This is a genomic window from Burkholderia lata (assembly GCF_902499025.1).
In the GTDB taxonomy this organism is placed as follows: domain Bacteria; phylum Pseudomonadota; class Gammaproteobacteria; order Burkholderiales; family Burkholderiaceae; genus Burkholderia; species Burkholderia lata_C.
The window spans coordinates 1-25,131 of the sequence record NZ_CABVPW010000051.1; the positions used below are offsets into that span (position 1 = coordinate 1).

At 69.3% G+C, this 25,131-nt stretch carries 21 protein-coding genes; 12 read left to right on the forward strand and 9 right to left on the reverse strand.

The window, feature by feature from the left end:
* The 6 genes from BDI24065_RS35640 to BDI24065_RS35665 form a co-directional block, all read left to right on the forward strand.
* Positions 1–1,161: PLP-dependent aminotransferase family protein (locus BDI24065_RS35640; RefSeq protein ID WP_175035123.1), on the forward strand; the 1,161-nt coding region annotated here is incomplete at its 5' end.
* 104 nt (positions 1,162–1,265) lie between these two features.
* Positions 1,266–1,847 carry a DUF3304 domain-containing protein gene (locus BDI24065_RS35645; protein WP_175035124.1) on the forward strand — a complete coding sequence of 194 codons (582 nt, stop codon included), beginning with the start codon at positions 1,266–1,268 and terminating at the stop codon, positions 1,845–1,847.
* A gap of 64 nt (positions 1,848–1,911) precedes the next feature.
* Complete coding sequence (locus BDI24065_RS35650) at positions 1,912–2,607, forward strand: hypothetical protein (protein WP_175035125.1); 696 nt, start codon at positions 1,912–1,914, stop codon at positions 2,605–2,607.
* A 327-nt stretch (positions 2,608–2,934) separates the two neighbouring features.
* Positions 2,935–4,509: a trypsin-like peptidase domain-containing protein gene (locus BDI24065_RS35655; protein WP_175035126.1), complete on the forward strand. Its 1,575-nt coding sequence runs from the start codon at positions 2,935–2,937 to the stop codon at positions 4,507–4,509.
* Between the two features lie 227 nt (positions 4,510–4,736).
* Positions 4,737–5,948, forward strand: coding sequence for an MFS transporter (locus BDI24065_RS35660; RefSeq protein ID WP_175035127.1), 1,212 nt, complete (start codon positions 4,737–4,739; stop codon positions 5,946–5,948).
* Positions 5,949–6,109: 161 nt separating this feature from the next.
* Positions 6,110–6,649, forward strand: coding sequence for a DUF4303 domain-containing protein (locus BDI24065_RS35665; protein WP_175035128.1), 540 nt, complete (start codon positions 6,110–6,112; stop codon positions 6,647–6,649).
* Between the two features lie 63 nt (positions 6,650–6,712).
* Here the strand turns inward: BDI24065_RS35665 and BDI24065_RS35670 are convergent, their stop codons facing one another.
* From BDI24065_RS35670 to cobA, 7 genes are all read right to left on the reverse strand, one after another.
* Positions 6,713–7,411 carry a fumarylacetoacetate hydrolase family protein gene (locus tag BDI24065_RS35670; RefSeq protein WP_175016187.1) on the reverse strand — a complete coding sequence of 233 codons (699 nt, stop codon included), beginning with the start codon at positions 7,409–7,411 and terminating at the stop codon, positions 6,713–6,715.
* A gap of 125 nt (positions 7,412–7,536) precedes the next feature.
* Entirely contained in the window at positions 7,537–8,478 is a 942-nt protein-coding gene (locus BDI24065_RS35675) for a helix-turn-helix transcriptional regulator (protein WP_175035129.1), read from the reverse strand.
* A gap of 122 nt (positions 8,479–8,600) precedes the next feature.
* Positions 8,601–9,392, reverse strand: a complete 792-nt coding sequence (locus BDI24065_RS35680) for a YkgJ family cysteine cluster protein (protein WP_175035130.1) — start codon at positions 9,390–9,392, stop codon at positions 8,601–8,603.
* Between the two features lie 60 nt (positions 9,393–9,452).
* Entirely contained in the window at positions 9,453–10,052 is a 600-nt protein-coding gene (locus BDI24065_RS35685; RefSeq protein ID WP_175035131.1) for a uracil-DNA glycosylase family protein, read from the reverse strand.
* A gap of 121 nt (positions 10,053–10,173) precedes the next feature.
* Positions 10,174–11,223: a CmpA/NrtA family ABC transporter substrate-binding protein gene (locus BDI24065_RS35690; RefSeq protein WP_175035132.1), complete on the reverse strand. Its 1,050-nt coding sequence runs from the start codon at positions 11,221–11,223 to the stop codon at positions 10,174–10,176.
* A 5-nt stretch (positions 11,224–11,228) separates the two neighbouring features.
* Entirely contained in the window at positions 11,229–11,825 is a 597-nt protein-coding gene (locus BDI24065_RS35695; protein WP_043191078.1) for an ANTAR domain-containing response regulator, read from the reverse strand.
* Between the two features lie 156 nt (positions 11,826–11,981).
* Positions 11,982–12,752, reverse strand: coding sequence for a uroporphyrinogen-III C-methyltransferase (cobA, locus tag BDI24065_RS35700; protein WP_175035133.1), 771 nt, complete (start codon positions 12,750–12,752; stop codon positions 11,982–11,984).
* A gap of 666 nt (positions 12,753–13,418) precedes the next feature.
* Here cobA and BDI24065_RS35705 point away from each other — a divergent pair.
* From BDI24065_RS35705 to BDI24065_RS35720, 4 genes are read left to right on the forward strand one after another with little or no spacing between them, the layout of a single operon-like run.
* Complete coding sequence (locus tag BDI24065_RS35705) at positions 13,419–14,744, forward strand: MFS transporter (RefSeq protein WP_175035134.1); 1,326 nt, start codon at positions 13,419–13,421, stop codon at positions 14,742–14,744.
* A 21-nt stretch (positions 14,745–14,765) separates the two neighbouring features.
* Positions 14,766–17,363 carry a nitrite reductase large subunit NirB gene (gene nirB / locus BDI24065_RS35710; RefSeq protein WP_175035135.1) on the forward strand — a complete coding sequence of 866 codons (2,598 nt, stop codon included), beginning with the start codon at positions 14,766–14,768 and terminating at the stop codon, positions 17,361–17,363.
* A 38-nt stretch (positions 17,364–17,401) separates the two neighbouring features.
* Positions 17,402–17,749: a nitrite reductase small subunit NirD gene (nirD, locus tag BDI24065_RS35715; RefSeq protein WP_175035136.1), complete on the forward strand. Its 348-nt coding sequence runs from the start codon at positions 17,402–17,404 to the stop codon at positions 17,747–17,749.
* 16 nt (positions 17,750–17,765) lie between these two features.
* On the forward strand, positions 17,766–21,953 hold the full coding sequence (locus BDI24065_RS35720; RefSeq protein ID WP_175035137.1) for a bifunctional nitrate reductase/sulfite reductase flavoprotein subunit alpha: 4,188 nt from the start codon (positions 17,766–17,768) through the stop codon (positions 21,951–21,953).
* Between the two features lie 42 nt (positions 21,954–21,995).
* On the opposite strand, the gene BDI24065_RS35725 is transcribed toward BDI24065_RS35720, so the two are convergent.
* Together BDI24065_RS35725 and BDI24065_RS35730 are read right to left on the reverse strand one after the other, a co-directional pair.
* A complete protein-coding gene (locus BDI24065_RS35725; protein WP_175035138.1) occupies positions 21,996–22,772 on the reverse strand; it encodes an SDR family oxidoreductase in 777 nt (258 codons plus the stop codon).
* 4 nt (positions 22,773–22,776) lie between these two features.
* The gene (locus BDI24065_RS35730; protein ID WP_175035139.1) at positions 22,777–23,214 is read right to left on the reverse strand and encodes a GlcG/HbpS family heme-binding protein; all 438 of its coding nucleotides are present in this window, start codon (positions 23,212–23,214) and stop codon (positions 22,777–22,779) included.
* Between the two features lie 95 nt (positions 23,215–23,309).
* Here BDI24065_RS35730 and BDI24065_RS35735 point away from each other — a divergent pair, with 95 nt between their 5' ends.
* A complete protein-coding gene (locus BDI24065_RS35735) occupies positions 23,310–24,224 on the forward strand; it encodes a LysR family transcriptional regulator (RefSeq protein ID WP_175035167.1) in 915 nt (304 codons plus the stop codon).
* A gap of 92 nt (positions 24,225–24,316) precedes the next feature.
* Entirely contained in the window at positions 24,317–24,751 is a 435-nt protein-coding gene (locus BDI24065_RS35740) for a hypothetical protein (protein ID WP_175035140.1), read from the forward strand.
* Positions 24,752–25,131: the final 380 nt, after the last annotated feature.

The following is a 25,131-nucleotide window of genomic DNA, read 5'->3' on the forward strand; positions in this document are numbered from 1 at the left end:
CCGCCGGCCGTCGCGCAGCGGCTCGGCCGGATTCGCCCGAGCCGCATCGGCACCGGCGAATCGGAGGGCTTCCGGCCGGGCGTGCCCGCACTGACGCATTTCCCGGCGGACGCGTGGCGCCACGCGATCGACCGCGCGCTGCGCCGCGCGGGCCGCGACCTGCTCGGCTATGGCGATCCGCTCGGCGAGCGCGCGCTGCGCGAATCGATCGCGCGCCACCTGGCCGTGACGCGCGGCGTGCGCTGCGATCCCGAGCAGATCGTGATCACGGAAGGCGCACAGGGTGCGATCGCGCTGTGCGCGCAATTGCTGACGAACCCGGGCGATCCGGTGTGGGTCGAGGAGCCCGGCTATCGCGGCGCGCGCACCGCGATGCAGGCGGCCGACCTCGACGTCGTGCCGATGCCGGTCGACGCGGAAGGGCTGCGCGTGGATGCCGACGACTGGCGCGAGCGGACGCCGCGCCTCGTCTACACGACGCCGTCGAACCAGTTTCCGACCGGCGCCGTGCTGTCGATCTCGCGCCGGCTCGCGCTGATCGATGCCGCGCGCCGGCATCGCGCGTGGATCATCGAGGACGACTACGACAGCGAATTCCGTCACACCGGCGAGCCGATCGGCGCGATGCACGGGCTCGCGCCCGATTCGCCCGTCGTCTATCTCGGCTCGTTCAGCAAGACGATGTTTCCGGCGCTGCGGATCGGTTTTCTCGTGCTGCCCGACGCGCTGCTGGCCGCGGTGCGGCCGGTGCTGCCGGAGATGCTGCGCGGCGGGACGCGCCACGTACAGCTCGCGCTGGCCGATTTCATCGAGACGGGCGAGTACGGCCGCCATCTCGGCCGCATGCGCCGGCTGTATCGCGACCGGCGGCGCTCGCTGCTCGCCGCGCTCGACGGCAACCTGAGCGTGCCGCATCAGATCGAGGGCGGGCCGTGCGGGCTGCATCTCGCGCTGCGGCTGCCTGCGCGCTACCGCGACCGCGCGATCGTCGACGCGGCGCGCGCGCATGGCATCGGGCCGTTTCCGCTGTCGGGTTTTTCGATCGATCCGGCATCGGCGGGCAACGGGCTCGTGCTCGGGTTCGGCAATACGTCGGCCGACGCGTTCGAGCCGATGTTGCGGATGCTGTCGGCGATCGCGGAGCGGGTGGGCGGGGAGTGACGTGCTGCGGGCAGGGCGCGCGGGTTACGTCACCCGTCGCCGGTGATTTCCGCTACCGTATCGCTTGCGATTTCGCTTCGGGATCCCGACAAGAGAATCGAGTCATGAAGGTACGAGCCGGATCGGTGATGACCGTCGTTCGTCTGGCCGTTTTCCTGGCTGCCTGCGCTACGGGAGCCGGGTGCTCGCGTGCGACGGATGACGTCGCGCCGCCCGGCGACAAGGATGCCGGGATCGGGCTGAAGCTGGATGCGCTGAACTACACGGACGTGCCGATCGGTACCTACTCGGTCGACGGCACCTGGGGCGGAAATGTGGCCGCCCGTATCGGCAGCGCCGGCGGCGGCATCACATGCTGCGTGACCGTTCCTGAAAAGTGGCGCCCGGGATTGACGGTCGAGGTCGAATGGCGCAACGACGAAATGTACAAGCGCAATCCGAAGGCGGTGGCTAGCCGGGTCGTGCCGATCGAGCAGTATGGTTCGTTCTCGGACGGCTATCTGTGGATCGTGTTTTTCCCGGGAGACAGGATCAAGGCATACGCGTCGCCGTGGCTGCCGGGCGCACCGGCATTTCCGGAGGGATTGCAGGTGCCTGGCAAGGCTTGCCCCGGACACTTTACGGTGTTGAACAGCAGCCCTGACTGCCCGGCACCGGACAAAGGAATTGCGGGAATCGCGCCATGAGTGCTCGTTTTGCTTCCGCCGAGCGCGCCGATACGGGCGTCGCGACTTCGAGGCGCAGGATGCGATGCTTCGCGGGCTTCATGACGATGGCAAAGGGCGCGCCGGGTGCGGGAGCGGGGGAATGAAAGCGGTTGTCATCGGCCTGCTGCTAGGTTCCATGCTTGTCGGCTCGAGCCATGCGCAGGCGCCGGTATCGGCGCGCGTCATGACGCCGGATGAAAGAGCCGCAGCCATTCGGAGGGCCTTCAGCCCGACCGCGCGTGTCGACGCATTCAAGTCGCGCATCGATTTCGACCGGAAGTTCGCGGCCGACGATGGCCGGAAGATCGTCGCGTTCGACTGGGGCAACCTCGCGACGCAGCGCGTCCCTGGTTTGAACGCGCTGAAGATCGACACTTCCGAACAGCATCTCGACGAAACCGGGCCGCTCGAGGATGTCCGGGTGTTTGTCTTCAACGGCCGGTTCAACGGGGCGGGCGTGTCGATCACGGTGGCGCAGGCCAAGGATCGCTTCAAGGCGGCGGAATATTTCCTTCACGAGACCACGTCGCCGTCGATCGCGCGTGTGCCGTTCGAGACGGATCCCGATTCGATCGGCAGCGTGTCGGTCCGGAGCAGCATCCCCGGTCCCGGGCTCGGACTCGTGTGGATCTACAAGAACCTGTGCCTCGTCGTGTCGGGGGCGCCGGCCGACGCGGTCCGGGATCTGGGGCGACGCCTGCAGACGCTGGCGGAAGCCCACACGGTCGATTCGATGTGATGGAGGGCGATTGCTCGCCCCCCGAGGATCGTCGACATCCGGGTAGAGCGAAGATCGACGACGCGCGCATACCTTGCACCGCCCGACACGAACGAACCGCCCATCGCCGCACACGACAATCGGACTTGTGCGGATTGACGAACCGCGCACTTTGTTCGAAACGAACGCCATCGCGGCTCCGCGCGTGCCGCGCCGCATGGCATTCGGGTTTCGATTCGTATGTTCGAACAGGCCGCTTGGACTATAAATGGATGCGTGTACCGGGGCTTGTCGGGCGCCTGCGCGTCTCGCGCATGTCGGCGCCGTGACTCCCGGGGGAGGTGCACCGTGGTTCGCCAGACGCTTGCTCGCGCCGTGCTTCGCACCGCGTTGATCGGGGGCGTGTTTGCCGGCTGTTTGCTGCTCCCGCCGGCCGTCCTTGCCGGAACCCTCGCACCGCCCGTTACGCCACACCCCATGAAGCAGCGGCCGGCTGCTGCGCCTTACGCGATGCCGGTCGATTTTCCGGCGATCGTCGACCGCTACGGCCCGGCGGTCGTGACCATCATGACCGCCGCACCCGACCAGCAGGCGAGCGGCCCGTCCTTCGCGATTCTCGATCCCGACGATCCGCTCGCCGCGTTCTTCCGGCGCGACGCACCGCCGCCCGCGCAGGGCCCGCAGGCGCAGGCACCTGCGCCTGCGCCCGACACGTCGCCGCGTGCGGTATCGGGCAGCGGCTCGGGGTTCATCGTCAGCGCCGACGGCCTGATTCTCACCTCCGCGCATGTGGTCGACGATGCGACCGACGTGACGGTGCGGCTCACGGACCGCCGCGAATTCAAGGCGACCGTGCTGGCCGTCGATCCGCAAAGCGACGTCGCCGTGCTGCGTGTCAACGCAACGAAGCTGCCGTTCGTGCGCGTCGGCGATTCGTCGAAGGTGCGCGCGGGCGAGCCGGTGATGACGATCGGCGCGCCGGATGGATCCGGCAACACGGTCACGGCCGGCATCGTCAGCGCGACGTCGCACCGGTTGCCGGATGGCAGCGCGTTTCCGTTCTTCGAAACCGACATCGCGCCGAACCCCGACAACTCGGGCGGCCCCGTGTTCAACCGCGCGGGCGACGTGATCGGCATCGCGGTGCAGGTCTATACGGGTGCCGACCGCTACGCGAGCACGACGTTCGCGATCCCGATCGCGTTTGCCGCAAAGGTGCGTGCGCAACTGCAGAAGCAGATGCAGGCGCAGGCGCAGCAGTCCCAGGCGCCGGATGCGCCGTCATCCGGCAATGCGATCGGCGTCGACGTGCAGGATGTCGGCATCGGGCTGGCCGCAGCGTTCGGGCTGCCGCGTCCGGCGGGCGCGCTCGTCAACGGCGTCGCGCCCGGCTCGCCGGCCGCCGCGGCCGGCGTGAAGCCCGGCGATGTGATCGTGAAGCTGGGCGACAAGACGATCGGCCGCTCGGCCGAGCTCAACGACCTGGCCGCCGCGCTGCCGCCCGGCCAGAAGGCGCCGCTGCGGCTGATCCGTAACCGCGCGCCGGTGATGCTGACGATCACCGGCGCCGACGAGGCCGCCGGCAACGCGGGCCCGGCCATCGGCATGGCCGCGCCGAAGGCGGCTGCACGACCGGTGCCGGGGGCAGCCGATGGCGGCGACCGCCTCGGGCTGACGATGCACGCGCTCAGCGACGACGAGCGCCGCTCGACGGGGCTCGCGGTCGGGATGATGGTGGACGCGGTGCACGGCCCGGCAGCGAACGCGGGCATTCAGCCGGGCGATGTCGTGCTGGAGCTCAACGACACGCTGCTCGAGACGCCGGACGACGTGCAGACGCTCGAAGCGAGCGGCGGCAGCGTGATCGCGGTGCTGATCCAGCGCAACAACGCGCGGAAGTTCGTGTCGGTGCGTGCACGCTAGAACGTTGACGCGGTCGGTATCGTCCGCCTACCATCGGTCGATCTGGCACGCAGTCAGCCAGGCAATCACGAGCCATCCGGCATGAAAGCAGCATTCATCATCGTAGTAGTCCACAGGCGCAGGGTCCGGTAGCGGCACCGCGCCGGCACCCATGCGCCCCCGACTGGTTCGGGGGCTTTTTTTTGCATTGCACACGGCCGTGCGGCACGTGCGCGGAGGGCATCCACTTGCAATCGAACCTGCCGATCGCTGCCGAACGGACGTCGCCGAGACACGCGACGCTGATCCTGCTGTGTGCGTGCTCGGTGCTGCCGCTGAGCCTGTTCCTGCCGTCGTTGCCGGCCATCGCGCGCGACCTGCGCGCCGACTATGCGCTCGTCGCGTTGTCGCTTGGCGGTTACGCGGCGGTGGCCGCGTCGCTCGAGTTCGTGATGGGGCCGCTGTCGGACCGGTTCGGGCGGCGGCCGGTCGTGCTGGCGAGCGTCGGCGTGTTCGCGCTCGGTTCGCTCGGCTGCGCGATGGCGACCGATATTCGTGCGTTTCTCGCATGCAGACTGATGCAGGCGGCGATCACGTCGGTCTACCCGGTATCGATGGCGACGATCCGGGATACCGGTGGCGGCGCGCGGACGGCGAGCCGGATCGGCTATGCGGCGATGGCGGCCGCGTTCGCGCCGATGCTTGGCCCGACGCTCGGCGGCGCGCTCGACCAGACGCTGGGCTGGCGCGCGAGCTTCTGGCTGCTCGGCGCGGCGGGCATCGCGCTGTTCGTCTGGTGTGCGTTCGATCTCGTCGAAACCCATGCGAACCGGTCGTCGAGCCTCGGGCAGCAGCTTCGCGCGTATCCGGCGCTGCTCCGTGCGCGCCGATTCTGGGCTTATGCGCTCTGCATGGCGTTTTCGACCGGCTCGTTCTACGCGTTCCTGGCCGGCGCGCCGCTCGCCGCGCAACGGGTGTTCGGCATCGCGCCCGCGGAGGTGGGCTTCTACATGGGCACCATCACGACCGGCTTCGTGTGCGGCAGCTTCCTGGCCGCGCGTTACGCGCGCCGCTACGCGCTGGCCACGACGATCCTGTGCGGGCGGGTGGTCGCGTGCGCGGGGCCGTTGATCGGCCTTGCGCTGATGCTCGGTGGCGCGACGCAGGCGCTCGCATGGTTCGGGCCGTGTGTGCTGGTCGGCATCGGCAACGGGCTGACCAATCCCGGTGCGCATGCCGGCGCGGTGTCGGTGCGCCCGGAACTGGCCGGCAGCGCGTCGGGGCTGGCCGGCGCGATGACGATCGCCGGCGGGGCCGCGCTTTCGTCTCTGACGGGTGCGGTGCTGACACCCGGTAACGCGGGCTATGCGCCGCTGGCGATGATGCTGCTGTCGGCCGCGATCGCACTGGCGGCGGCCGTCTGCGTACGCGTGTTCGATGCGCGGGACGTTGGGCGGTGAGCGCAGGCGCGCGGCATCGCCGCGCGGAGCCGGGGACGGGTGCGGGCGCCGCTACCGTGTCGCGGGCGATTGGCGGACAATCGCCCGAATATCGGGAGACGACGAACCCTCCGCGCGCCGCGTGCTCTTCGACGCGCGAAGGGTGACTGGACGAGGACGCGATGAGCGATTTTTCTGATTTCCAGCGGGACATTGCCGACGCCGCGAGAGCGACATTCAGGGCGCTGCGGGCGCTCCACCCGGACGAGCATTTCTACGCGTTCGCGCTGTATACCGACAGCGGCGCGATGACGGTGGTGCCGGCGGCCAATTCGTTGGAGGGGCTGCGCCGGATCCGCGAGCAACAGGCCGTCCCGGACGACGACCCGTGGTATGTGTGGGGCTTTTCGGAATGGGCGTACGCGGCCGCTGAAGCGTCGCCGTTCAATGCGATCTGCGGCAAGCTCGCCGATGATTTGCTGAGCCCGCAGTTCGTCCGGTCGAGATTCTCGGAATTTTCGCGGCAACTGCACGCCGAGATGATCGGGGCGTTGCGCCTGCTCGACCGTGAAGGCCTGTTCGGTACCGGCGACGAACGGGCGGCGATAACGCTATTCGTGTCGATCAGCGACGACGATGCTGCCGAGGAACTGGAAAACGAATCGGCGAAGGTGCTGAATCCGCCGGCCGTCGCCGACGCATTTCTGCGCCGATACGACTGACCGGCATCGGGATAGCGCACGGTGGCCCCGGTCAGGCGGCCGCCATGCATGCTGCGTGACGACTTACGGTTTCGCGCCCACGACGAATTCGAACGTCGCGACGCCGTCGACGCCGCCCGTCACGCGGTCGCCCGGCTGCAGCGCACCGACACCGGCCGGCGTGCCGGTGAAGATCAGGTCGCCGGCTTTCAGCTCGACCGAGCGCGACACATACGCGATGACGTCGGGCACGGCCCAGATCATGTCGGCCAGGTCGCCTTGCTGGCGCGTGTCGCCGTTGACCGCGAGCCAGATGCGGCCGGTTGCCGGGTGGCCGGTGGCCGCTGCTGCGCGCAGTGGGGTCACGGGGCCCGATGCGTCGAAGCCCTTTGCCCAGTCCCACGGACGGCTCAGCTTCTTCGCTTCGGCCTGCAGGTCGCGGCGCGTCAGGTCGACGCCGACGCCGTAGCCCCATACGTGCGACAGCGCGTCGGCCGGGTCGATCGACCGGCCGTCCTTGCCGATCGCGACGACCAGCTCGATTTCATGATGGAGATCGTTCGTCAGCGGCGGATAGGCGACGGTGCCGCTGGCCGGGACGATCGCGTCGGCCGGCTTCGTGAAGAAGAACGGCGGTTCGCGGTCGGGATCGGCACCCATTTCGCGCGCGTGGTCGGCATAGTTGCGGCCGACGCAGAAGACGCGGCGCACCGGAAAGCGCGCGGACGACTGTTCGACTTCGACGGAAGGACGCTCGGCAGCGTCGATGACATAAGCGGACATCGGATGGCCTCGTTCGGTGATAAGACGGATACCGCGCCCGTGCGGCGCACGGGCCGGCATGCGTGCAACGATACCCGACACCCGTGCGGCCGGATGCGACGCAACTGCGTTTTACCGGGACAAAACTACGCGTCGGCCGCCGCCGGTGCATCGTCGCCGCCCGGCAGCGCGGCATTCGCGTCGCGGTACGCTTTCGGCGATACGCCGACCCGCGCACGGAAGCGCCGCGCGAAATACCCTTCGTCACGGAAGCCGACCGAGCGCGCGATATCCGCGATGCGCCGGCTCGTGTGGGCCAGCAGCGACTGCGCGAGCGCGATCCGGCGCTCGGTCACGAGATCGGTGAAAGTGCTGCCGGTTTCCTTGCGAACCAGGTGTGCGAGGTAGTTGGGCGACAGGAACGCGGCCTCGGCGGTTGCGGCGAGCGTCAGGTCCTCGCGGGTCAGGTTGGCGCGCACGTGCCGCAGCACGCGCGCGAGCGCGTCGCGCCGGCCCGCGCGCTGGGCGCCGCGCTGCGCGAGCTTGTCGAGCGCACCCGCATACTGCGTGCAGACCAGCCCGATCAGTTGCAGCAGGTAGCCGCGCAGCAACGTGGTCGAGCCGAACGTGCGCACGCGATCGGTGTCGAGCATGCACAGCGCGAGGCGGCGCGCTTCGTCGTAGGTGTCGCCGGTCAGGATGAAATCGAGGTGTTCCTGGAAGCGGAACGGTGTCAGTTCGGGAAAGCGGTGCGCGGGCACGTCCTCGAGATCGAGCGGGTCGACGTCGAGATCGGCGCGCAGGAACGCCTGGCTGAAGTTGATCACGATGAAGTGCGCGCCTTCCGGATGCGGGATCAGGTGCTCGCGGTGCGGCAGCACGAACGCGAGCGCGCCGCGCGGAAACGGCCGCGTGACGCCGCCGATCCGCTGTTCGGTGTCGCCGCCGAGATTGAACTGGATCTGGAAATACGCGTGCCGGTGCGGCTCGGTGATCGCCTGGCGCGACGCCTGGTCGCGGATGTAGAAGTCGAGCCGGTCGCTGCGTTCGGGCATCCCGTACAGGCGCGGCGGGGCGGTGGAGGGCATGAAGGATTCTGCTGTTCGTGACGCGGTTGAGCCGCGATGGTACAGCGAACCGGGCGCGACGGCGATCTGCGCGGCCGCACGGCTTCGCCCGGTGTCGCGCTCGCGGGCGTGCCGCGCGGCGATCATTCGTCCGGATGGAAGCCGAGATAACTGGCGTGCGGGTTGGCGCTACCTGCACGCTGGCTTGTCGCGCCGACCGACACGAGCGCATCGACCGTCGACGTACGGTTCGACACCAGCGTCCACGCGATGGTGTCGTCGGCGCTGGCCGGCACCAACTCCGACTCCGCTGCCCGCAACGCCGTCAGCGCAGCAAGCAGCGTGGCGGCCGGCGGCGCATGGATCGTGAACCCTTCGTTGGCCACCGCCGCCGTATCGATCCCCAATGCCGCGCAAAGCCGTGCCCGCAGCGGCGTCTCGGCTTCGCTTGCCGCACGCGAGCGCGCGATGTTCTCGCGGGTGTCCGCGTCGACGATCGTGCCGCCGCGGACGAACGGTGCATGCTGCCACGCGTCGGGCGTGCATTGCTTGCCGTTCGGCACCAGTGGCACGAACGGATTCACTTCGGCCGGATAGATCCGGCACACGAGCGGGCGCTCGTCGTAGATCGCGCAGCGCAGGTCGTCGAGCAGGTTCGGGCACGGCCCGGCATGAGTCGCCGTGAGCATGACCGTGATGCGGACGGGCAGCGAGCCGCTGAGCGCGGCGGTCGAGCGCACGCGCTTGTACGCGGCGAACGCGTTGTCGGGTTCGGGCTCGACGAGCCACGGCATTGCATCGCACAGCAGCTCCACGTGGCCGCCGCGCTGCAGCCACGCAATGGCCTCGTCGATCGTCAGCGGAATGCGCAGGTCGCGGCAGCATCCGCCGCAGCCGTTGCAGGCAAAGTCGATATCGGTGGGGGTGTCGTTCATGCTTGATTCGGTACGGATAACGGGGTGTCGCGAAGCGCCGCGACCTGTCGGTGGATTCGTTTACTCGGCGACCAGCGGCGCGACCCGGCGCCGCAGCTCGGGCACGACGTCGGCGTCGAACCACGGGTGGTGCTTGAACCACGCCTGGTTGCGCGGCGACGGATGCGGCAGCGGCAGCACGTCGGGGCCGTAGTCGCGCCAGGCGTGCACGGTGTCGGTCAGTGTGGCCTTGCGGGTGTCGCGCAGGAAATGCCGCTGCGCGTACTGGCCGATCAGCAGCGTCAGTCGGATCGACGGCAACTCGGCGAGCAACCGGTCGATCCACAGTGGCGCGCATTCGGGGCGCGGCGGGTTGTCGCCGCTTGCGCCGCGGCCCGGGTAGCAAAAGCCCATCGGCACGATCGCGAAGCGCGTCTCGTCGTAGAACGTGTCGGCGTCGACGTCGAGCCAGCCGCGCAGCCGCTTGCCGCTCGCGTCGTCCCACGGGATGCCGCTTTCATGGACGCGCGCGCCCGGCGCCTGCCCGACGATCAGGATGCGCGCGTCGCGATGGGCACGCACGACAGGGCGCGGGCCGAGCGGCAGGTCGGCTTCGCAGGCACGGCACGCGCGGATTTCAGTGAGCAGCACGTCGAGCGGCGCGCGCGTTGGTTTCGGCATGGAATCTGATCGGGGACGGAGTAGTCATGCGGCGTCCCCCGGGGGCGCGTGCCGGGCGCCGACTGGCGGCCCGGACAGGCGTGGCGCGGGAGCGCGCGCCGCCTGCATTACGCGGCGCGCATCACGCCTGCGACAGGCCCGGTGCGCCGCGTTCGGCGACGGCAGCATCATACAACGCGGTTTGCGCGATCGCTCGGGCGATCCCCGCGTCGTCTTGCGAACCGTCGAGCATGCCCCAGCGCCGGTATTGGGTCAGGAACCACCGGCCTTCAAGCGGATCGGGGCGGTTCACGGCGCCGTCGTGGAAGCGGATCGGCAGCGGCGGTACGGCAAACGGGCCCGATCCGTAGTCGCCGAGCAGGCGCGGTGCGATCAGCCGCGCCGGCACGCCGAGCGCGTCGGGCGATGCCAGCCAGTCGGCCGCCTCGCGACGGTGCGTGGCGCTGTCGAGCCATGCGCAGGCATCGACGAGCGTGCGGATCAGCGCGCGGGCCGTGGCCGGGTACAGCGCGACGAAATCGCGCCGGGCCGCGAGCACCTTCTCCGGATGATCGGGCCAGATCTCGCTCGTGACGGCAACGGTCCGCCCCGCGCCGCAGGACTCGGCCACCGCATGCCACGGCTCGCCGGCGCAGAAACCGTCGAGCTCGCCGCTGGCGAGCGCGGCCACCATCTCGGGCGGCGGGATCACGACGCTGCGCACGTCGCGCAGCGGATCGACGTCGTGCGACGCGAGCCAGTGGTTCAGCCACATCGCGTGCGTGCCGGTCGGGAACGTCTGCGCGAGGAGCGGCTTGCGGCCGAGCGTCGCGAACGCGCCGCGCACGCTGCCGCTGGCGCGATACGCGTCGGCGAGGCCGCGCGACAACGAGATCGCCTGGCCGTTACGGTTCAGCACCATCAGCGCGGCCATGTCGGCCTGCGGGCCGCCGATGCCGAGCTGCAATCCGCAGACGAGCCCGTACAGCGCATGCGCGGCGTCGAGCTCGCCGCTCAGCAGCTTGTCGCGGACGGTGGCCCACGACGGCTGGCGGCTGAGTTCGAGCGTGAGGCCGTGCCGTGCGCCGAGGTTCAGGCGCTGCGCGACGATCAACGGGGCCGCGTCGCTCAGCGCGACGAACCCGAGGCGAAGATGTGCGCGTTCCGGCGCGGCGGGGGTAGAGGTATCCATGGCAGTCATGACTGGGGTGACGCGTCGAGCAGTTGCCGCGCGACGTCGACGATGCGCAGGCCCTGGTCCATCGCGCGCTTGCGCAGCGCGGCGTACGCGTCGTGTTCGGACAGCTTGCGCTGGTCCATCAGCAGGCGCTTCGCGCGGTCGATCAGCTTGCGCTCCGCGAGCTCGCGCTCGACGTCGGCGAGCCGGCGGCGCAGCGCGTCGTCGTGCGAGAAGCGGGCGAGCGCGACTTCGAGAATCGGCGCGAGGCGCTCGGCCGACAGCCCTTCGACGAGGTACGCGCTGACGCCCGCGCCGACCGCCGCGCGGATCAGCGACTGGTTGGCGTCGTGGCTGAACATCAGCACGGGGCGCGGCGCGGTGGCGTGCATCACGGCAAGCTGCTCGAGCGTGTCTCGCGACGGGGAATCGGTATCGATGATCACGACGTCGGGATGCTGCTCCTCGACGGCTGCCGGCAGGCGTGCGGGCGTCGCGACGTCGTTCAGCATCTCGTAGCCGAGGTGCGCGAGCGCATCGCCGAGCTCGCCGATCGGCTTGTCGGTATCGGTGACGAGCAGCACGCGCAGGCGGGCGGAGGAAGCAGGGGTGCTCATGACGCGAACGGCGGCGGCGAAATCGTGGCGCGATGCACGGATCGGGGGCGGTGGCCCCGCGCGCACATCGGGGCGGTGCCGGGCGCGCTGGCCCGGCGGCCGGTGCCGCTGTCTTCATGATAGGTGGGCGGCCGGTGCCGCGTGGTGTCGCGCATGCTACGCGGCCCGGGACAAGGCGGCTTCGATCGCGGCGCCCGCGTCCGGCACGCGTTGCACGGCCGCTTCGCCGATCGCGCCGCCGACGAGGATCACGGCCGGGCTGCCGAGCCGCGCTTCGTCGATGCCGCGCGCGAGATCGCCGAGCGTGCCGGTCCAGCGGCGTTCGTCGGGCGTGCCGGCCCATTGCACGGCCGCGGCCGGCGTCGAGGGCGGCAGCGCGGCGAGCAGGCCGGCGGCGATGCTGTCGACGCGGCTCATCCCCATGTAGATCGCGAGCGTGGTGCCGGTCGCCGCGAGACGCGCCCAGTCGGGCTCGCCGTGGTCCTGACGGTGCGCGGTGACGAACGTGACGCCCTGGCAATGTTCGCGGTGCGTCAGCGAGATGCCGAGGCTCGCGGCGGCCGCAAAGCCCGACGAAATGCCGTTGACGATCTCGACCGGAATCGCGGCGGCGCGCAGCGTCGCGAGTTCTTCGCCGGCACGCCCGAACAGCAGCGCGTCACCGCCTTTCACGCGCACCACGTGCGCGCCGCGCAGCGCGTAGCGGCGCATCAGCTTTTCGATGAATGCCTGCGGCGTGGAGCGGCAGCCGCCGCGCTTGCCGACGCGGATCACCCGTGCCTGCGGTGCGAGTTCGACGATGCCGGGCGCGACGAGATCGTCGAGCAGCAGCACGTCGGCCGCGGCCAGTGCCTTCACGGCCTTCAGCGTGAGGAGATCAGGATCGCCGGGGCCGGCGCCCAGCAGCGTGACTTTGCCTGTCGTCATGTCGTGTTCCTGTGCCGCCTGCATGCGGCGGTCGATTGCGTGTCGTTGCGCGCGGCGGCGGCGGGCTGTCGAAACGCACCGGCATCCGGCCGTGCTGCGCACGGGGGGACACCGTTGTCCTGATCGGCCCGGCTGTACGACGGGCCTGGTTTGCGGGGACTGCCCACCGGCGCCGTTGCCGGTGTCATGCATCGAGTTCAGCAATATCCGGGCCAACCGGCATGGCGCGTCGTGCCGGCGCGGCGCGAACGGCGTGCATCGCGCCGCGCGGTGGCCCCGTGTGCGCATGCGGCGGCCGCGCGCGGGCAGCCGCAATGCCGCATCGGCGTGCATCGTGCCCCGTCAGCGCGCACCGCGATGTCGCACGGCGACAGTGCTGCAGCGCACCACATCTGTGCTTCGCTGCCTCACGGCGCATCGTGTGCCACGTGTCCCCGCGCGTCGCACGATGTCCGGCGAGCCTTGCGTAGCGGGGCTGCGGGCCCGGTTCGCATCGACATGGCACGGCGCTTGCGTTAGGTGGTTCGGGCGGATCAACGGCGATTCGTCCGGCAGTACCGATTACTAGACGCGCCCGGCAACGGGCTTCATGGGCAACGGCGTCCTACGCATCGGGTCTCGACGAGACCGGGTGCGCAGGACGCCGTTTTTCGTTTGGCGGATGACATGACCGACAAAGCTACCCGTATCGATCTCTTCAGCTTCCGCACCGCGCCGATGCGCGCGTTCCACCTGACGTGGATGGCGTTCTTCGTGTGCTTCTTCGCGTGGTTCGCGTGCGCGCCGCTGATGCCGCTGATCGCACGCGAATTCCACCTGACCGCGGCACAGGTCGCCAACATCAACATCGCGGCCGTGGCCGCGACGATCGCGGTGCGGCTGCTGGTCGGCCCGCTGTGCGACCGCTTCGGCCCGCGCCGGGTGTACGTCGGCCTGCTGCTGCTCGGCGCGATCCCCGTGTTCGCGGTGTCGTTCACGCACGACTACCTGTCGTTCCTGATCTGCCGGCTCGGCATCGGCGCGATCGGCGCGGGCTTCGTGATCACGCAGTACCACACGTCGGTGATGTTCGCGCCGAACGTGGTCGGCACCGCGAACGCGACGACGGCCGGCTGGGGCAATGCCGGTGCGGGCGCCACCCAGGCGCTGATGCCGCTGCTCGTCGCCGCCGGCCTGATGCTCGGCTTCGGCGAGGATTCGTCGTGGCGCATCGCGCTGGTCGTGCCGGGCGTCGCGATGCTCGTGATGGCCTGGGCTTACTGGCGCTTCACGCAGGACTGCCCGCAAGGCGACATCATCGCGCTGCGCAAGGCAGGCGTGACGGTCGACAGCGGCAAGAAGGGCGGCTGGGCGAGCTTCTTCGCCGCCTGCGGCAACTATCGCGTGTGGATGCTGTTCGTCACGTATGGCGCGTGCTTCGGCGTCGAGGTGTTCATCCACAACATCGCCGCGCTGTACTACGTCGATCACTTCAGCCTGTCGCTGAAGGATGCCGGTTTCGCGGTCGGCCTGTTCGGGCTGCTCGCGCTGTTCGCCCGCGCGCTCGGCGGCTGGCTGTCGGACAAGATCGCCGCGCGTCGCAGCCTCGACGTGCGCGCGACGCTGCTGTGCGCGCTGATCGTCGGCGAAGGGCTCGGGCTGATCTGGTTCTCGCATGCGCAAAGCATCGGCATCGCACTCGTCGCGATGCTCACCTTCGGCCTCTTCACGCACATGGCCTGCGGCGCGACCTACGCGCTGGTGCCGTTCATCGACCGCAAGGCGCTCGGCGGCGTCGCGGGGATCGTCGGCGCGGGCGGCAACGTCGGCGCAGTGGCCGCGAGTTTCCTGCTGAAGGGCGTCGGCGACGTGCAGCACACGCTGAGCCTGCTCGGCCTGGCCGTCACCGCGACCGCGTTGTGCGCGATGGCCGTGCGCTTCAGCGAAGAACACAAGGCACGCGAAGCCGAGCTGCGCGACCGCGCACTGGCTGCCAGCAGCGCCGCGAACTGATCGACCGAAGGAAACGTCACCATGAAACTCATCGTCATCGGCCACGGCATGGTCGGCCACAAGCTCCTCGAATGTGTCGCGGCGGAAGCGGGCAACACCGGCACGCTGCAGGTCACCGTGCTCGGCGAGGAACCGCGCCCGGCGTACGACCGCGTGCACCTGTCCGAATTCTTCGCGGGCAAGTCGGCGGACGACCTGTCGCTCGTCGAACCCGGCTTCTTCGAGCGTCATCCGCAGTTCGACCTGCGCCTGAATGCGCAAGTCGCGTCGATCGACCGCGCCGCGCATACGGTCACGCTCGCGTCCGGCGAAACGCTCGCGTACGACAAGCTGGTGCTCGCGACGGGTTCGCGCCCGTTCGTGCCGCCGATGCCGGGGCACGATCGCGACGGCTGCTTCGTGTACCGGACGATCGAGGATCTGGAAGCGATGCAGGCGTGCGGCACGCACGCGAAGCGCGGCGTCGTGATCGGCGGCGGGCTGCTCGGCCTCGAATGCGCGAAAGCGCTGCGCGACATGGGGCTCGACACGCACGTCGTCGAATTCGCGCCGCGGCTGATGGCCGTGCAGGTCGACGACGGCGGCGGCCGGATGCTGCGCGCGAAGATCGAGGCGCTAGGCGTGACCGTGCATACGGGCAAGAACACGCTGGAAATCGTCGATGGCGAGGAAGGCACGCACCGGATGGCGTTCGCCGACGGCTCGCACCTCGACGCCGACATGATCGTGTTCTCGGCCGGCATCCGTGCCCGCGATGAACTGGCCCGCGCATGCGGGCTCGATATCGGCCCGCGCGGCGGCGTCGCGATCGACGACGCGTGCCGCACGAGCGATGCCGACATCTACGCGATCGGCGAATGCGCGGCCTGGAACGGCATGGTGTACGGCCTCGTGGCCCCCGGCTACGACATGGCGCGCGTGGTCGCGAAGCAGCTCGGCGGCGATGCGAACAGTGCAGCCGAGGCCGCATTCGCCGGTGCCGACATGAGCACGAAGCTGAAGCTGATGGGCGTCGACGTCGCGAGCATCGGCGACGCGCACGGCACGACGGCCGGCAGCCGCACCTACCAGTACGCGGACGAGCGCCGCCAGGTCTACAAGAAGCTCGTGGTGTCCGACTGCGGCAAGTTCCTGCACGGCGCGGTGATGGTTGGCGATGCGGCCGAATACGGCACGCTGCTGCAGATGATGCTGAATCGCATCGAGCTGCCGGAGTCGCCGGAATTCCTGATCCTGCCGTCGTCGGACGGCGTCGCGAAGCCGGCGATCGGTGTCGAGGCGCTGCCTGCGGCCGCCCAGATCTGCTCGTGCAACAACGTGTCGAAGTCGCAGATCTGCACGGCGGTCGCCGACGGCGCGACGAGCCTCGGCGCGCTGAAGACGTGCACGGGCGCCGGCACGTCGTGCGGCGGCTGCGTGCCGCTCGTCACGCAGATCATGAAGGCCGAGATGAAGAAGCAGGGCCTCGCGGTCAACAACCATCTGTGCGAGCACTTCCCGCATTCGCGCCAGGAGCTGTTCCACCTGATCCGCGTCGAGCGCATCACGACCTTCGACGAACTGCTCGCGAAGCACGGCCACGGCCTCGGCTGCGACGTGTGCAAGCCGGCGGTGGCGGGCATTCTCGCGTCGTGCTTCAACGAGTTCGTGCTGAAGAAGGAGCACGCGGGTCTGCAGGATTCGAACGACTACTACCTCGCGAACATCCAGCGCGACGGCACGTACTCGGTCGTGCCGCGCATGCCGGGCGGCGAAGTCACGCCGGAAGGGTTGATCGCGGTGGGCCAGGTCGCACAGAAGTACGGGCTCTACACGAAGATCACCGGCGGCCAGCGCGTCGACCTGTTCGGCGCGCGCGTCGAGCAGCTGCCGTCGATCTGGGAAGAACTGATCGCGGCCGGTTTCGAATCGGGCCACGCATACGGCAAGGCCCTGCGCACCGTGAAGTCGTGCGTCGGGTCGACGTGGTGCCGCTACGGCGTCGACGATTCGGTCGGCCTCGCGATCGACCTGGAGAACCGCTACAAGGGGCTGCGCGCGCCGCACAAGATCAAGTTCGGCGTGTCCGGCTGCACACGCGAGTGCGCGGAAGCACAGGGCAAGGACGTCGGCATCATCGCGACCGAGAAGGGCTGGAACCTGTACGTGTGCGGCAACGGCGGGATGAAGCCGCGTCACGCGGAACTGCTCGCGTCCGATCTCGACCGCGCCACGCTGATCCGCTACATCGATCGTCTCCTGATGTTCTACGTGCGCACCGCCGACCGGCTGCAGCGCACCAGCGTATGGCGCGACAACCTCGAAGGCGGCCTCGACTACCTGGTCGACGTCGTCGTGCACGATCGCCTCGGGATCGGCGCCGAACTCGAAGCCGACATGCAGCACGTGGTCGACACCTACGAATGCGAATGGAAGAAGGCCGTGACCGACCCCGACACGCGCAAGCGCTTCCGCCACTTCGTGAACAGCGACGCACCGGACACGACCATCGAATTCGTCGAGACGCGCGGCCAGATCCGGCCCGCGACACCCGGCGAACGCGCGGGCGGCAAGCCCGTGCCGATTCCCGTCGTGGCCGAAGGCGTGACGCAAGCCGCCACCGAACCCGCAACCGTTTGACCCTGACCGACACCAGCGTCTTTTCCAAGGAGCCCATCATGAACGATCGTCTTCCGCTGTCCTGGACCCGCGTGTGCCCGCTCGACGACATCGTGCCGAACACCGGCGTGTGTGCACTCGTCAACGGCGAGCAGGTCGCTGTCTTTCACGTCGCGCATGCCGAAGAAGGCGGCGTGTTCGCGATCGACAATGTCGATCCCGTATCGCAGGCGGCCGTGATGTCGCGCGGGCTGATCGGCAGCCTCGGCGAGCGCGTCGTCGTCGCGTCGCCGCTGTACAAGCAGCATTTCGACCTGCGCACCGGCGAATGCCTCGAGTCGCCCGAGCAGTCGGTGAGCGCGTATCCGTCGCGGGTCGAGGACGGCTTCGTGTGGATCGCAGCCTGACCACCCCGGAGCGCGCATGACCGCCACCCCCGTCAAGAGCGTGTGTCCGTACTGCGGCGTCGGCTGCGGGATGGTGCTGCACGTCGAGGAAGGCGAAGTCGTCAAGGTGTCCGGCGACTCCGACCATCCGACCAACTTCGGGCGGCTGTGCACGAAGGGCTCGTCGGCGCACGTCGCGCTGCGCCGCTCGGGGCGGCTTGACCGCGCGTTCGTGCGCCGCGCGCGCGAGGACGACCTGGTGCCGCTGCCGGCGCGCGACGCGATCGCCGACACCGCGCGCCGCCTGCGCACGGTGCTCGATACGCACGGACCGGACGCGCTGTCGTTCTACGTATCGGGGCAGATGTCGATCGAGGCGCAATACCTCGTCAACAAGCTTGCGAAGGGCTTCGTCGGCACCAACAACATCGAGTCGAACTCGCGTCTTTGCATGGCGAGCGCGGGCACCGGCTACAAGCAGTCGCTCGGCGCGGACGGCCCGCCCGGGTCGTACCAGGATTTCGATCGCGCGAACCTGTTCTTCGTGATCGGCGCGAACATGGCCGACTGCCATCCGATCCTGTTCCTGCGGATGATGGATCGCGTGAAGGCCGGCGCGAAGCTGATCGTCGTCGATCCGCGTCGCACCGGCACGGCCGACAAGGCCGACCTGTTCCTGCAGATCCGGCCGGGCACCGACCTCGCGCTGACCAACGGGCTGCTGCACCTGCTGCATGCGAACGGCCGCACCGACGGCGCATTCATCGATGCGTACACCGAAGGCTGGGACGCGATGCCCGCGTTCCTCGCCGACTACACGCCGGAGCGTGTCGCCGAAATCACGGGGCTCGCGGAAGCCGACCTGCGCACGGCCGCGCAGTGGATCGGCGACGCGCAGGAATGGATGAGCTGCTGGACGATGGGGCTCAACCAGAGCACGCACGGCGTGTGGAACACCAACGCGATCTGCAACCTGCATCTCGCGACGGGCAGGATTTGCCGCACCGGCAGCGGGCCGTTCTCGCTGACCGGCCAGCCGAACGCGATGGGCGGGCGCGAGATGGGCTACATGGGCCCCGGGCTGCCGGGCCAGCGCTCGGTGGCATCCGACGACGACCGCCGTTTTGTCGAGAACCTGTGGCGCGTGCCGGCCGGCACGCTGCGCAAGGGGACCGGGCAAGGCACGGTCGATATGTTCTCGCGGATGGCTGCGGGCGACATCAAGGCATGCTGGATCATCTGCACGAATCCGGTCGCCACGGTGCCGAACCGGCAGAACGTGATCGCCGGGTTGCAGGCCGCCGAACTCGTGATCGCGCAGGACGCATTCCTCGACACCGAGACCAACCGTTACGCGGACATCCTGCTGCCCGGCGCGCTGTGGGCCGAGGGCGACGGCGTGATGATCAACTCCGAGCGCAACATGACGCTGATGCGCGCGGCGGTCGCGCCGCCCGGCGATGCGCTGCCCGACTGGCGCATCATTGCGGAAGTCGCGCGCGCGATGGGCTTCGGCGACGCGTTCGACTACGCGTCGGCGGCCGACGTGTTCGACGAGATCGTCCGCTTCTCGAATCCGGCGACGGGCTACGACCTGCGCGGCGCGAGCCATGCGGCATTGCGCGACGGGCCCGTGCAGTGGCCGGTCGCACCGGGCACCGCGCGCGAGCGGCACCCGATCCGCTACCTGAACGACGGCGTGAGCCAGACGCTGCGCGCGGCCGCCGACGGCAACGACGTGCCGCGCATCGCGTTCCCGACGCCGTCGGGCAAGGCGCGCTTCTTCGCGCGGCCGCATGTCGATCCGGCCGAGCTGCCCGACGACACGTTCCCGATCGTGCTGAACACCGGGCGGCTGCAGCATCAATGGCACACGATGACGAAGACGGGCAAGGTCGCGATGCTGAACAAGCTCAACCCGCGCCCGTTCGTCGAGCTGCACCCCGACGACGCGAGCGCGCTCGGCATCGCCGCGAAGGACAGCGTCGAGATCCGCTCGGCGCGCGGCCGCGCGGTGCTGCCGGCCGTCGTGACCGAGCGCGTGCGGCGCGGCAACTGCTTCGCGCCGATGCACTGGAACGACGTGTACGGCGACGACCTGTGCATCAACGCGGTGACGAACGACGCGATCGATCCCGAATCGCAGCAACCCGAACTGAAATACTGCGCGGTCGCGTTGCGACGCGTCGAGACCGATGCGTTCGCGGCTGCCGACGACGAGACGGCGCAACCGGACGCACGCGCCGAAGACGCGCGGCCCGCGCCGGCTCTGGCGCAGGCGACTGCTTCACAGGAATCCGACATGGCAGACATCGACACTTTCGCGGCCGCGCTCGGCGTCGCCGACCTCGCACCGCCGCCGTTGACGGACACCGAACGGCTGTACGTGGCCGGCCTCGTCAGCGGGCTGAAGGCGAGCGCGGGCCGGCGCGAGGGCAGCGTGCCCGTGCTGCCGGCTGGCGCGCCGCTCACGCCGCCGGTGCGGTTCTGGCTCGACGGGATGCTCGCGGGGCTGTTCAGCCGCTCGCTGCCGGCGAGCCTGCCGGGTGTCGCGGCGCCTGCGCTGCCGGCCGACGCCGGCGCGTCCGGCGGCGTGCGGATCGTGCGCACGCGGCCGAAGGTCGTGCTGCTGTGGGCATCGCAGACCGGCAACATCGAATCGTTGACCGAGGATTACGCGACGCAGCTGATGAACGCGGGCTTCGAGATCCGCACCGCATGCATGTCCGACTATCCGGTGGCGTCGCTCGCCGGTGCGCAATACGTGCTGCTGATGACGAGCACGTTCGGCGACGGCGATGCGCCCGACAACGGCAGCGAATTCTGGGACGCGCTGCAGGCCGGCAGCGCCGCGCGCCTCGACGGCGTGCACTTCGCGGTGCTCGCGTTCGGCGATCGCAACTACGACCAGTTCTGCGGCCATGGCCGCCGGCTCGACGCGCGGCTCGCGGAACTCGGTGCGGCGCGTCTCTGCGCACGCGTCGATTGCGACGTCGAATTCCAGCGCGATGCCGACCAGTGGCTCGAACGCGTCGTCGCGCGGATCAAGGAAGCCGATGCGGCGCTGCACGCGGTGCCGACCGGCGGGATGAGCCCGTCGGGGCTGCTGCCGACGAAGGCGCATCCGGCGCCGTCGAAGCTCGTCGCGAACCTGCGGCTCAACCGTCCGGGCGCGGCGAAGGACACGCGCTACGTGTCGCTGTCGACCGAAGGCGCGAACCTCGAATACGAAACCGGCGACGCGCTCGGCGTGTGGCCGACCAACTGCCCGGAGCTGGTCGACGAACTGCTGTCCGTCACCGCGCTGAAGGCCGATGCGCCGGTGGCGGTGGCGGGTGTCGGCGACGTGCGCCTCGGCGACGCGCTCGCACGACATTTCGACATCACGCGCCCGCATCCGGACACGCTTGCCTACATCGCGTCGCGCAGCGCGAACGGCGCGCTGAAGTCGCTGCTCGGCGACGATCGCAAGGGCGACCTGAAGCAATGGCTGTGGGGGCAGCAGCTCGCGGACGTGCTGCACGAGTTTCCGGTCGAGCTGTCGGGCACGGAACTGGTCGGGATGCTCAAGCGCATGCAGCCGCGCCTCTATTCGATCGCGTCGAGCCCGAGCGCGCACCAGGGCGAGATCCACCTGACCGTGTCGGCCGTGCGCTATCACAACGGCCGGCGCGCGCGCAAAGGGGTGGCGTCGACGTTCCTCGCCGATCGCGCGGACGACGGCCGCGTGCCGGTGTTCGTGCAGAAGTCCGCGCATTTCCGGCCGCCGGTGAACGGCGACGTGCCGATCGTGATGGTCGGCCCCGGTACCGGCGTTGCGCCGTTCCGCGGCTTCCTGCACGAGCGGCAGGCACGCGGCGCGCGCGGGCGCAACTGGCTGTTCTTCGGCGAGCAGCACGCGCAGACCGACTTCTACTACGGCGACGAACTGGGTGCGATGCACGACAGCGGCTTCCTGACGCGGCTCGATCTCGCGTTCTCGCGCGACCAGGCCGACAAGATCTACGTGCAGGACCGGATGCGCGAGCAGGGCGCCGAGCTGTTCGCGTGGCTGGAGGAAGGCGCGCACTTCTACGTGTGCGGCGATGCCGCGCGGATGGCGAAGGACGTCGACACGGCGCTGAAGGCGGTGGTCGCCGAGCACGGCGGCATGTCGGACGAGGCTGCGAACGACTACGTCGCGCGGCTCTCGAAGGCGCGCCGCTACATGCGGGACGTCTACTGAAGGCGCGAGCGGCGGCGAACCGTCCGCCGCTCCGCCGGCGGGTTACTGCTGCCGCTCCCACGCGCGTGCCTGCTCGGCGCGCACGAACGCTTCCGACGACGCCGGCAGCAGGTTGCGGAACGCGCCGCCGTCGCTGTCGATCACGTCGACCATCTTCGCGATCATTTCCTCCGGGTCGTGCTGTTCGAGCGGGAACGTCAGCCGCTCGGGCGTCACGGTGTGCACGGCCGGATCGCGCCAGCGTCGCGTCGTTTCCATCATCCGGTCGTTGAAGCCCGTGCGGTACGGGCCGGGGTTCACGACCGCGACCTGGATCCCGTGCGGCGCGAGTTCCGCGTGCATCGCCTCGGCCACCGATTCGACCGCGTGCTTCGACGCGCAATAGGCGCCCGTGAACGGCCCCGTGATCAGGCCCGCGATCGACGACACGAACACGATCTTGCCGCGCCGGCGCGCGAGCATGCCGCGCGCGATCTGCTGCGTGAGTTCGAGCGGCCCGAACACGTTGACGTCGAACAGCTCGCGGACGATCTCGACCGGCAGGTCCACCAGCGCGCCGGCTTCGCCGACGCCCGCGTTGTTCACGAGCACGTCGATGTCGAGTTCCGCCGCGCGAGCGCGGTCGTGCGGCGACGTCACGTCGAGCTTGATCGCGCGCAGCGTGGTGCCGCGCTGCGTGGCGGCGGCCGTCAGTGCGTCGATTTCGGCGGTGACGCGCACGCCGGCCGTCACGTCGTGACCGCGTTCGGCGAGACGCAGCGCGACTTCGCGGCCGAAGCCGGTGCCCGCGCCGGTGATGAGGATGCGTTTCTGTGCCATGTGCTTACCTTGTGGAGGGGAACGTTGCCGGAAAGCGGTCGCGGCAGTGCTGCGCGATCGCGGTGTTTTCGTCGACGCTGCCGCCCGAGATGCCGATCGCGCCGATGCAGCGCCCGTCGCCGTCGACGAGCGGTTCGCCGCCGCCGAACGTGACGAGCCCGCCGTGGCTGTGCTCGATGCCGCGCAGCGGACCGTCGCCCGACATCGCACCGAGCGCGCCGGTCGATGTGCGGAAGCGGGCCGCCGTCAGCGCCTTGCGTTGCGCGAGATCGATCGCGCCGAGAAAACAGTCGTCGGTGCGCGCGAACGCGAGCAGGTTCGCGCCGGCATCGACGATCGCGACGGCGATGCCGGCGACCTGCAGCGATGCGGCATGCGCCAGTGCCGCGTCGATCGTGCGGCGGGCGGCCGCGAGCGGCAGCGCGGCGGTGAGCGGGTTCATGCGAGGCTCCGGTGGGACGACAGGGCCAGTGTAGGCAGTTGCGGTATATGGGAGAATCCGCATTCCACTCGAAGCAGTTTCAAGTTTTTTTAATGATGAGCAGACGCGATCCGATGGCCGGGCTGCACGTATTCATGACCGTCGCGACGGCCGGCAACTTCACGCGGGCCGCCGCAGCCCTGGGCCTGACGCCGGCGGCCGTCAGCCTCGCGATCGGGCAGCTCGAGGGTGAGCTGAACGTGAAGCTGTTCAACCGCAGCACGCGCGGCGTGAGCCTGACGGAAGCCGGCCAGCGTTACTGGCGGCAGACCGAGCCTGCGTACCGGCAGGTCATGCAGGCCCGCGACGAGCTGAAGGATGCGCGCAGCGAGCCGAACGGGCTGTTGCGCGTGACCGCGCTGCCGCTGGCGCGTGCGCTCGTGATTACGCCGGTGCTCGCGACGTTCCGCGAGCGCTACCCGAAAGTCCGGCTCGAGATCCGCTACGAGAACGAACTGGTCGATATCGCGAAGGACGGGTTCGACGCGGGGATTCGCCTGGCCGACCGGTTGCAGCCGGGCATGATCGGCGTGCGGATCGCGCCGGCTTTGACGTGTGCGCTGGTTGCATCGCCCGGTTATCTGGCGCGATATGGCGCGCCGGCGTCGATTGCGGAGCTCGAGCGGCATGCGTGCATCCGTTTCCGGTTCTCGGAGAGCGGGCGCCTGCACAAATGGCTGTTGCGCGACGGGCAACGCGACGTCGATCTCGATCCGGACGGCGTGTTCGTGACGAACGACGCCGACGCGGTGATCGATGCGGCGCGTGCGGGTGTCGGCATCGCGTTCGCGTTCATGCGCGAGCGGATCGAGCAGGACGTGCGCGACGGTACGCTCGTCGAGGTGCTGCCCGGGGCGTGCCGCACGCTGCCGCCGATGTGGCTGTACTACGTCAACCGCAAGCACGTGCCGGCCAAGCTGCGTGCGTTCATCGACGTGCTGCGCGAACGCAACGGGGCGGACGACGCGTAGCCGCATCGGCCGGCCGACTGACTGCAGCGATGGGTCCGACGGCGCATGATGGCGGCTCCAGCCACGAAGCCACGAAGCCACGGAGTCGCGTCATGACGGCATTCCCGTATTCCCCGATTCGAACCCTTGCAATCGCTGCAGCGCTGGCCGGCGCCGCGATCGGCAGCGCACCGGCCATCGGCCAGACGTCGACCGTGCCGGCCGGTTCGGCTGCCGCGACGCCCGACAACGCGGTACTGCTCACGGTATTCCTGAAACACGACCAGTCCCGCCCGCTCGCCGAGCTGAATGCGCAGCTCGCGAAGCAGGGGTTCTACAAGGCGTTTCCGCCGCCGGGCGTCGAAGTGGTGAGCTGGACCGTGACGATGGGGATCGGGCAGATCGTCGTGTTGCGGCTGCCGGCGTCGCGGCTGCGCGAGGTCAATCGCGTGCTGGAGGATACGGCGTGGGGCGCGTATCGGACGGAGTTCTATCCGACTTACGACTACAAGGCGATCGGGTTGGGGGAGCATGAGCGGGCGGAATGACGGGGCCCGTGTGTTCCCGCGCGGAACGGGGCGGGCGCCAGCCACGCAAATCCATCCATCCCCATTTCCAGAGTGCCGCGCCGGCCCGTGTATTCGTCCTCACCCGTGCAGCCCGGCAGGGAGAATTTCTCCCAAATTCCGCGACCGGCCATTCCTCCGATGAAAAAACCGTGACGGTTCCCGGTATGATGCGCACCTTGCGTTGATCGGACGCACTATTTTTGATGCGATGTTTACGCACGCGGCACGACAAATCCGCACAATCCGGGCTTGAAAGATTCTGTAATATAAATTCCGTATACTCGTAAGTTCTGATCCAGGCGCCACCTGCCACGTCCTTCGGCCGAGCGCCCACGCAGAACAACCAGATACGTCGCCGC

Excerpts from the sequence above, each read along its gene's own strand:
- BDI24065_RS35690 (WP_175035132.1), bottom strand. The coding sequence starts at position 11,223 with ATGGATACCTCTACCCCCGCCGCGCCGGAACGCGCACATCTTCGCCTC.
- BDI24065_RS35685 (WP_175035131.1), bottom strand. The coding sequence starts at position 10,052 with ATGCCGAAACCAACGCGCGCGCCGCTCGACGTGCTGCTCACTGAAATC.
- BDI24065_RS35680 (WP_175035130.1), bottom strand. The coding sequence starts at position 9,392 with ATGAACGACACCCCCACCGATATCGACTTTGCCTGCAACGGCTGCGGC.
- nirB (WP_175035135.1), top strand. The coding sequence starts at position 14,766 with ATGAAACTCATCGTCATCGGCCACGGCATGGTCGGCCACAAGCTCCTC.
- BDI24065_RS35735 (WP_175035167.1), top strand. The coding sequence starts at position 23,310 with ATGAGCAGACGCGATCCGATGGCCGGGCTGCACGTATTCATGACCGTC.
- BDI24065_RS35675 (WP_175035129.1), bottom strand. The coding sequence starts at position 8,478 with ATGCCCTCCACCGCCCCGCCGCGCCTGTACGGGATGCCCGAACGCAGC.
- BDI24065_RS35725 (WP_175035138.1), bottom strand. The coding sequence starts at position 22,772 with ATGGCACAGAAACGCATCCTCATCACCGGCGCGGGCACCGGCTTCGGC.
- nirD (WP_175035136.1), top strand. The coding sequence starts at position 17,402 with ATGAACGATCGTCTTCCGCTGTCCTGGACCCGCGTGTGCCCGCTCGAC.
- cobA (WP_175035133.1), bottom strand. The coding sequence starts at position 12,752 with ATGACGACAGGCAAAGTCACGCTGCTGGGCGCCGGCCCCGGCGATCCT.
- BDI24065_RS35670 (WP_175016187.1), bottom strand. The coding sequence starts at position 7,411 with ATGTCCGCTTATGTCATCGACGCTGCCGAGCGTCCTTCCGTCGAAGTC.
- BDI24065_RS35650 (WP_175035125.1), top strand. The coding sequence starts at position 1,912 with ATGCTTCGCGGGCTTCATGACGATGGCAAAGGGCGCGCCGGGTGCGGG.
- BDI24065_RS35645 (WP_175035124.1), top strand. The coding sequence starts at position 1,266 with ATGAAGGTACGAGCCGGATCGGTGATGACCGTCGTTCGTCTGGCCGTT.
- BDI24065_RS35705 (WP_175035134.1), top strand. The coding sequence starts at position 13,419 with ATGACCGACAAAGCTACCCGTATCGATCTCTTCAGCTTCCGCACCGCG.
- BDI24065_RS35740 (WP_175035140.1), top strand. The coding sequence starts at position 24,317 with ATGACGGCATTCCCGTATTCCCCGATTCGAACCCTTGCAATCGCTGCA.
- BDI24065_RS35665 (WP_175035128.1), top strand. The coding sequence starts at position 6,110 with ATGAGCGATTTTTCTGATTTCCAGCGGGACATTGCCGACGCCGCGAGA.
- BDI24065_RS35720 (WP_175035137.1), top strand. The coding sequence starts at position 17,766 with ATGACCGCCACCCCCGTCAAGAGCGTGTGTCCGTACTGCGGCGTCGGC.
- BDI24065_RS35695 (WP_043191078.1), bottom strand. The coding sequence starts at position 11,825 with ATGAGCACCCCTGCTTCCTCCGCCCGCCTGCGCGTGCTGCTCGTCACC.
- BDI24065_RS35730 (WP_175035139.1), bottom strand. The coding sequence starts at position 23,214 with ATGAACCCGCTCACCGCCGCGCTGCCGCTCGCGGCCGCCCGCCGCACG.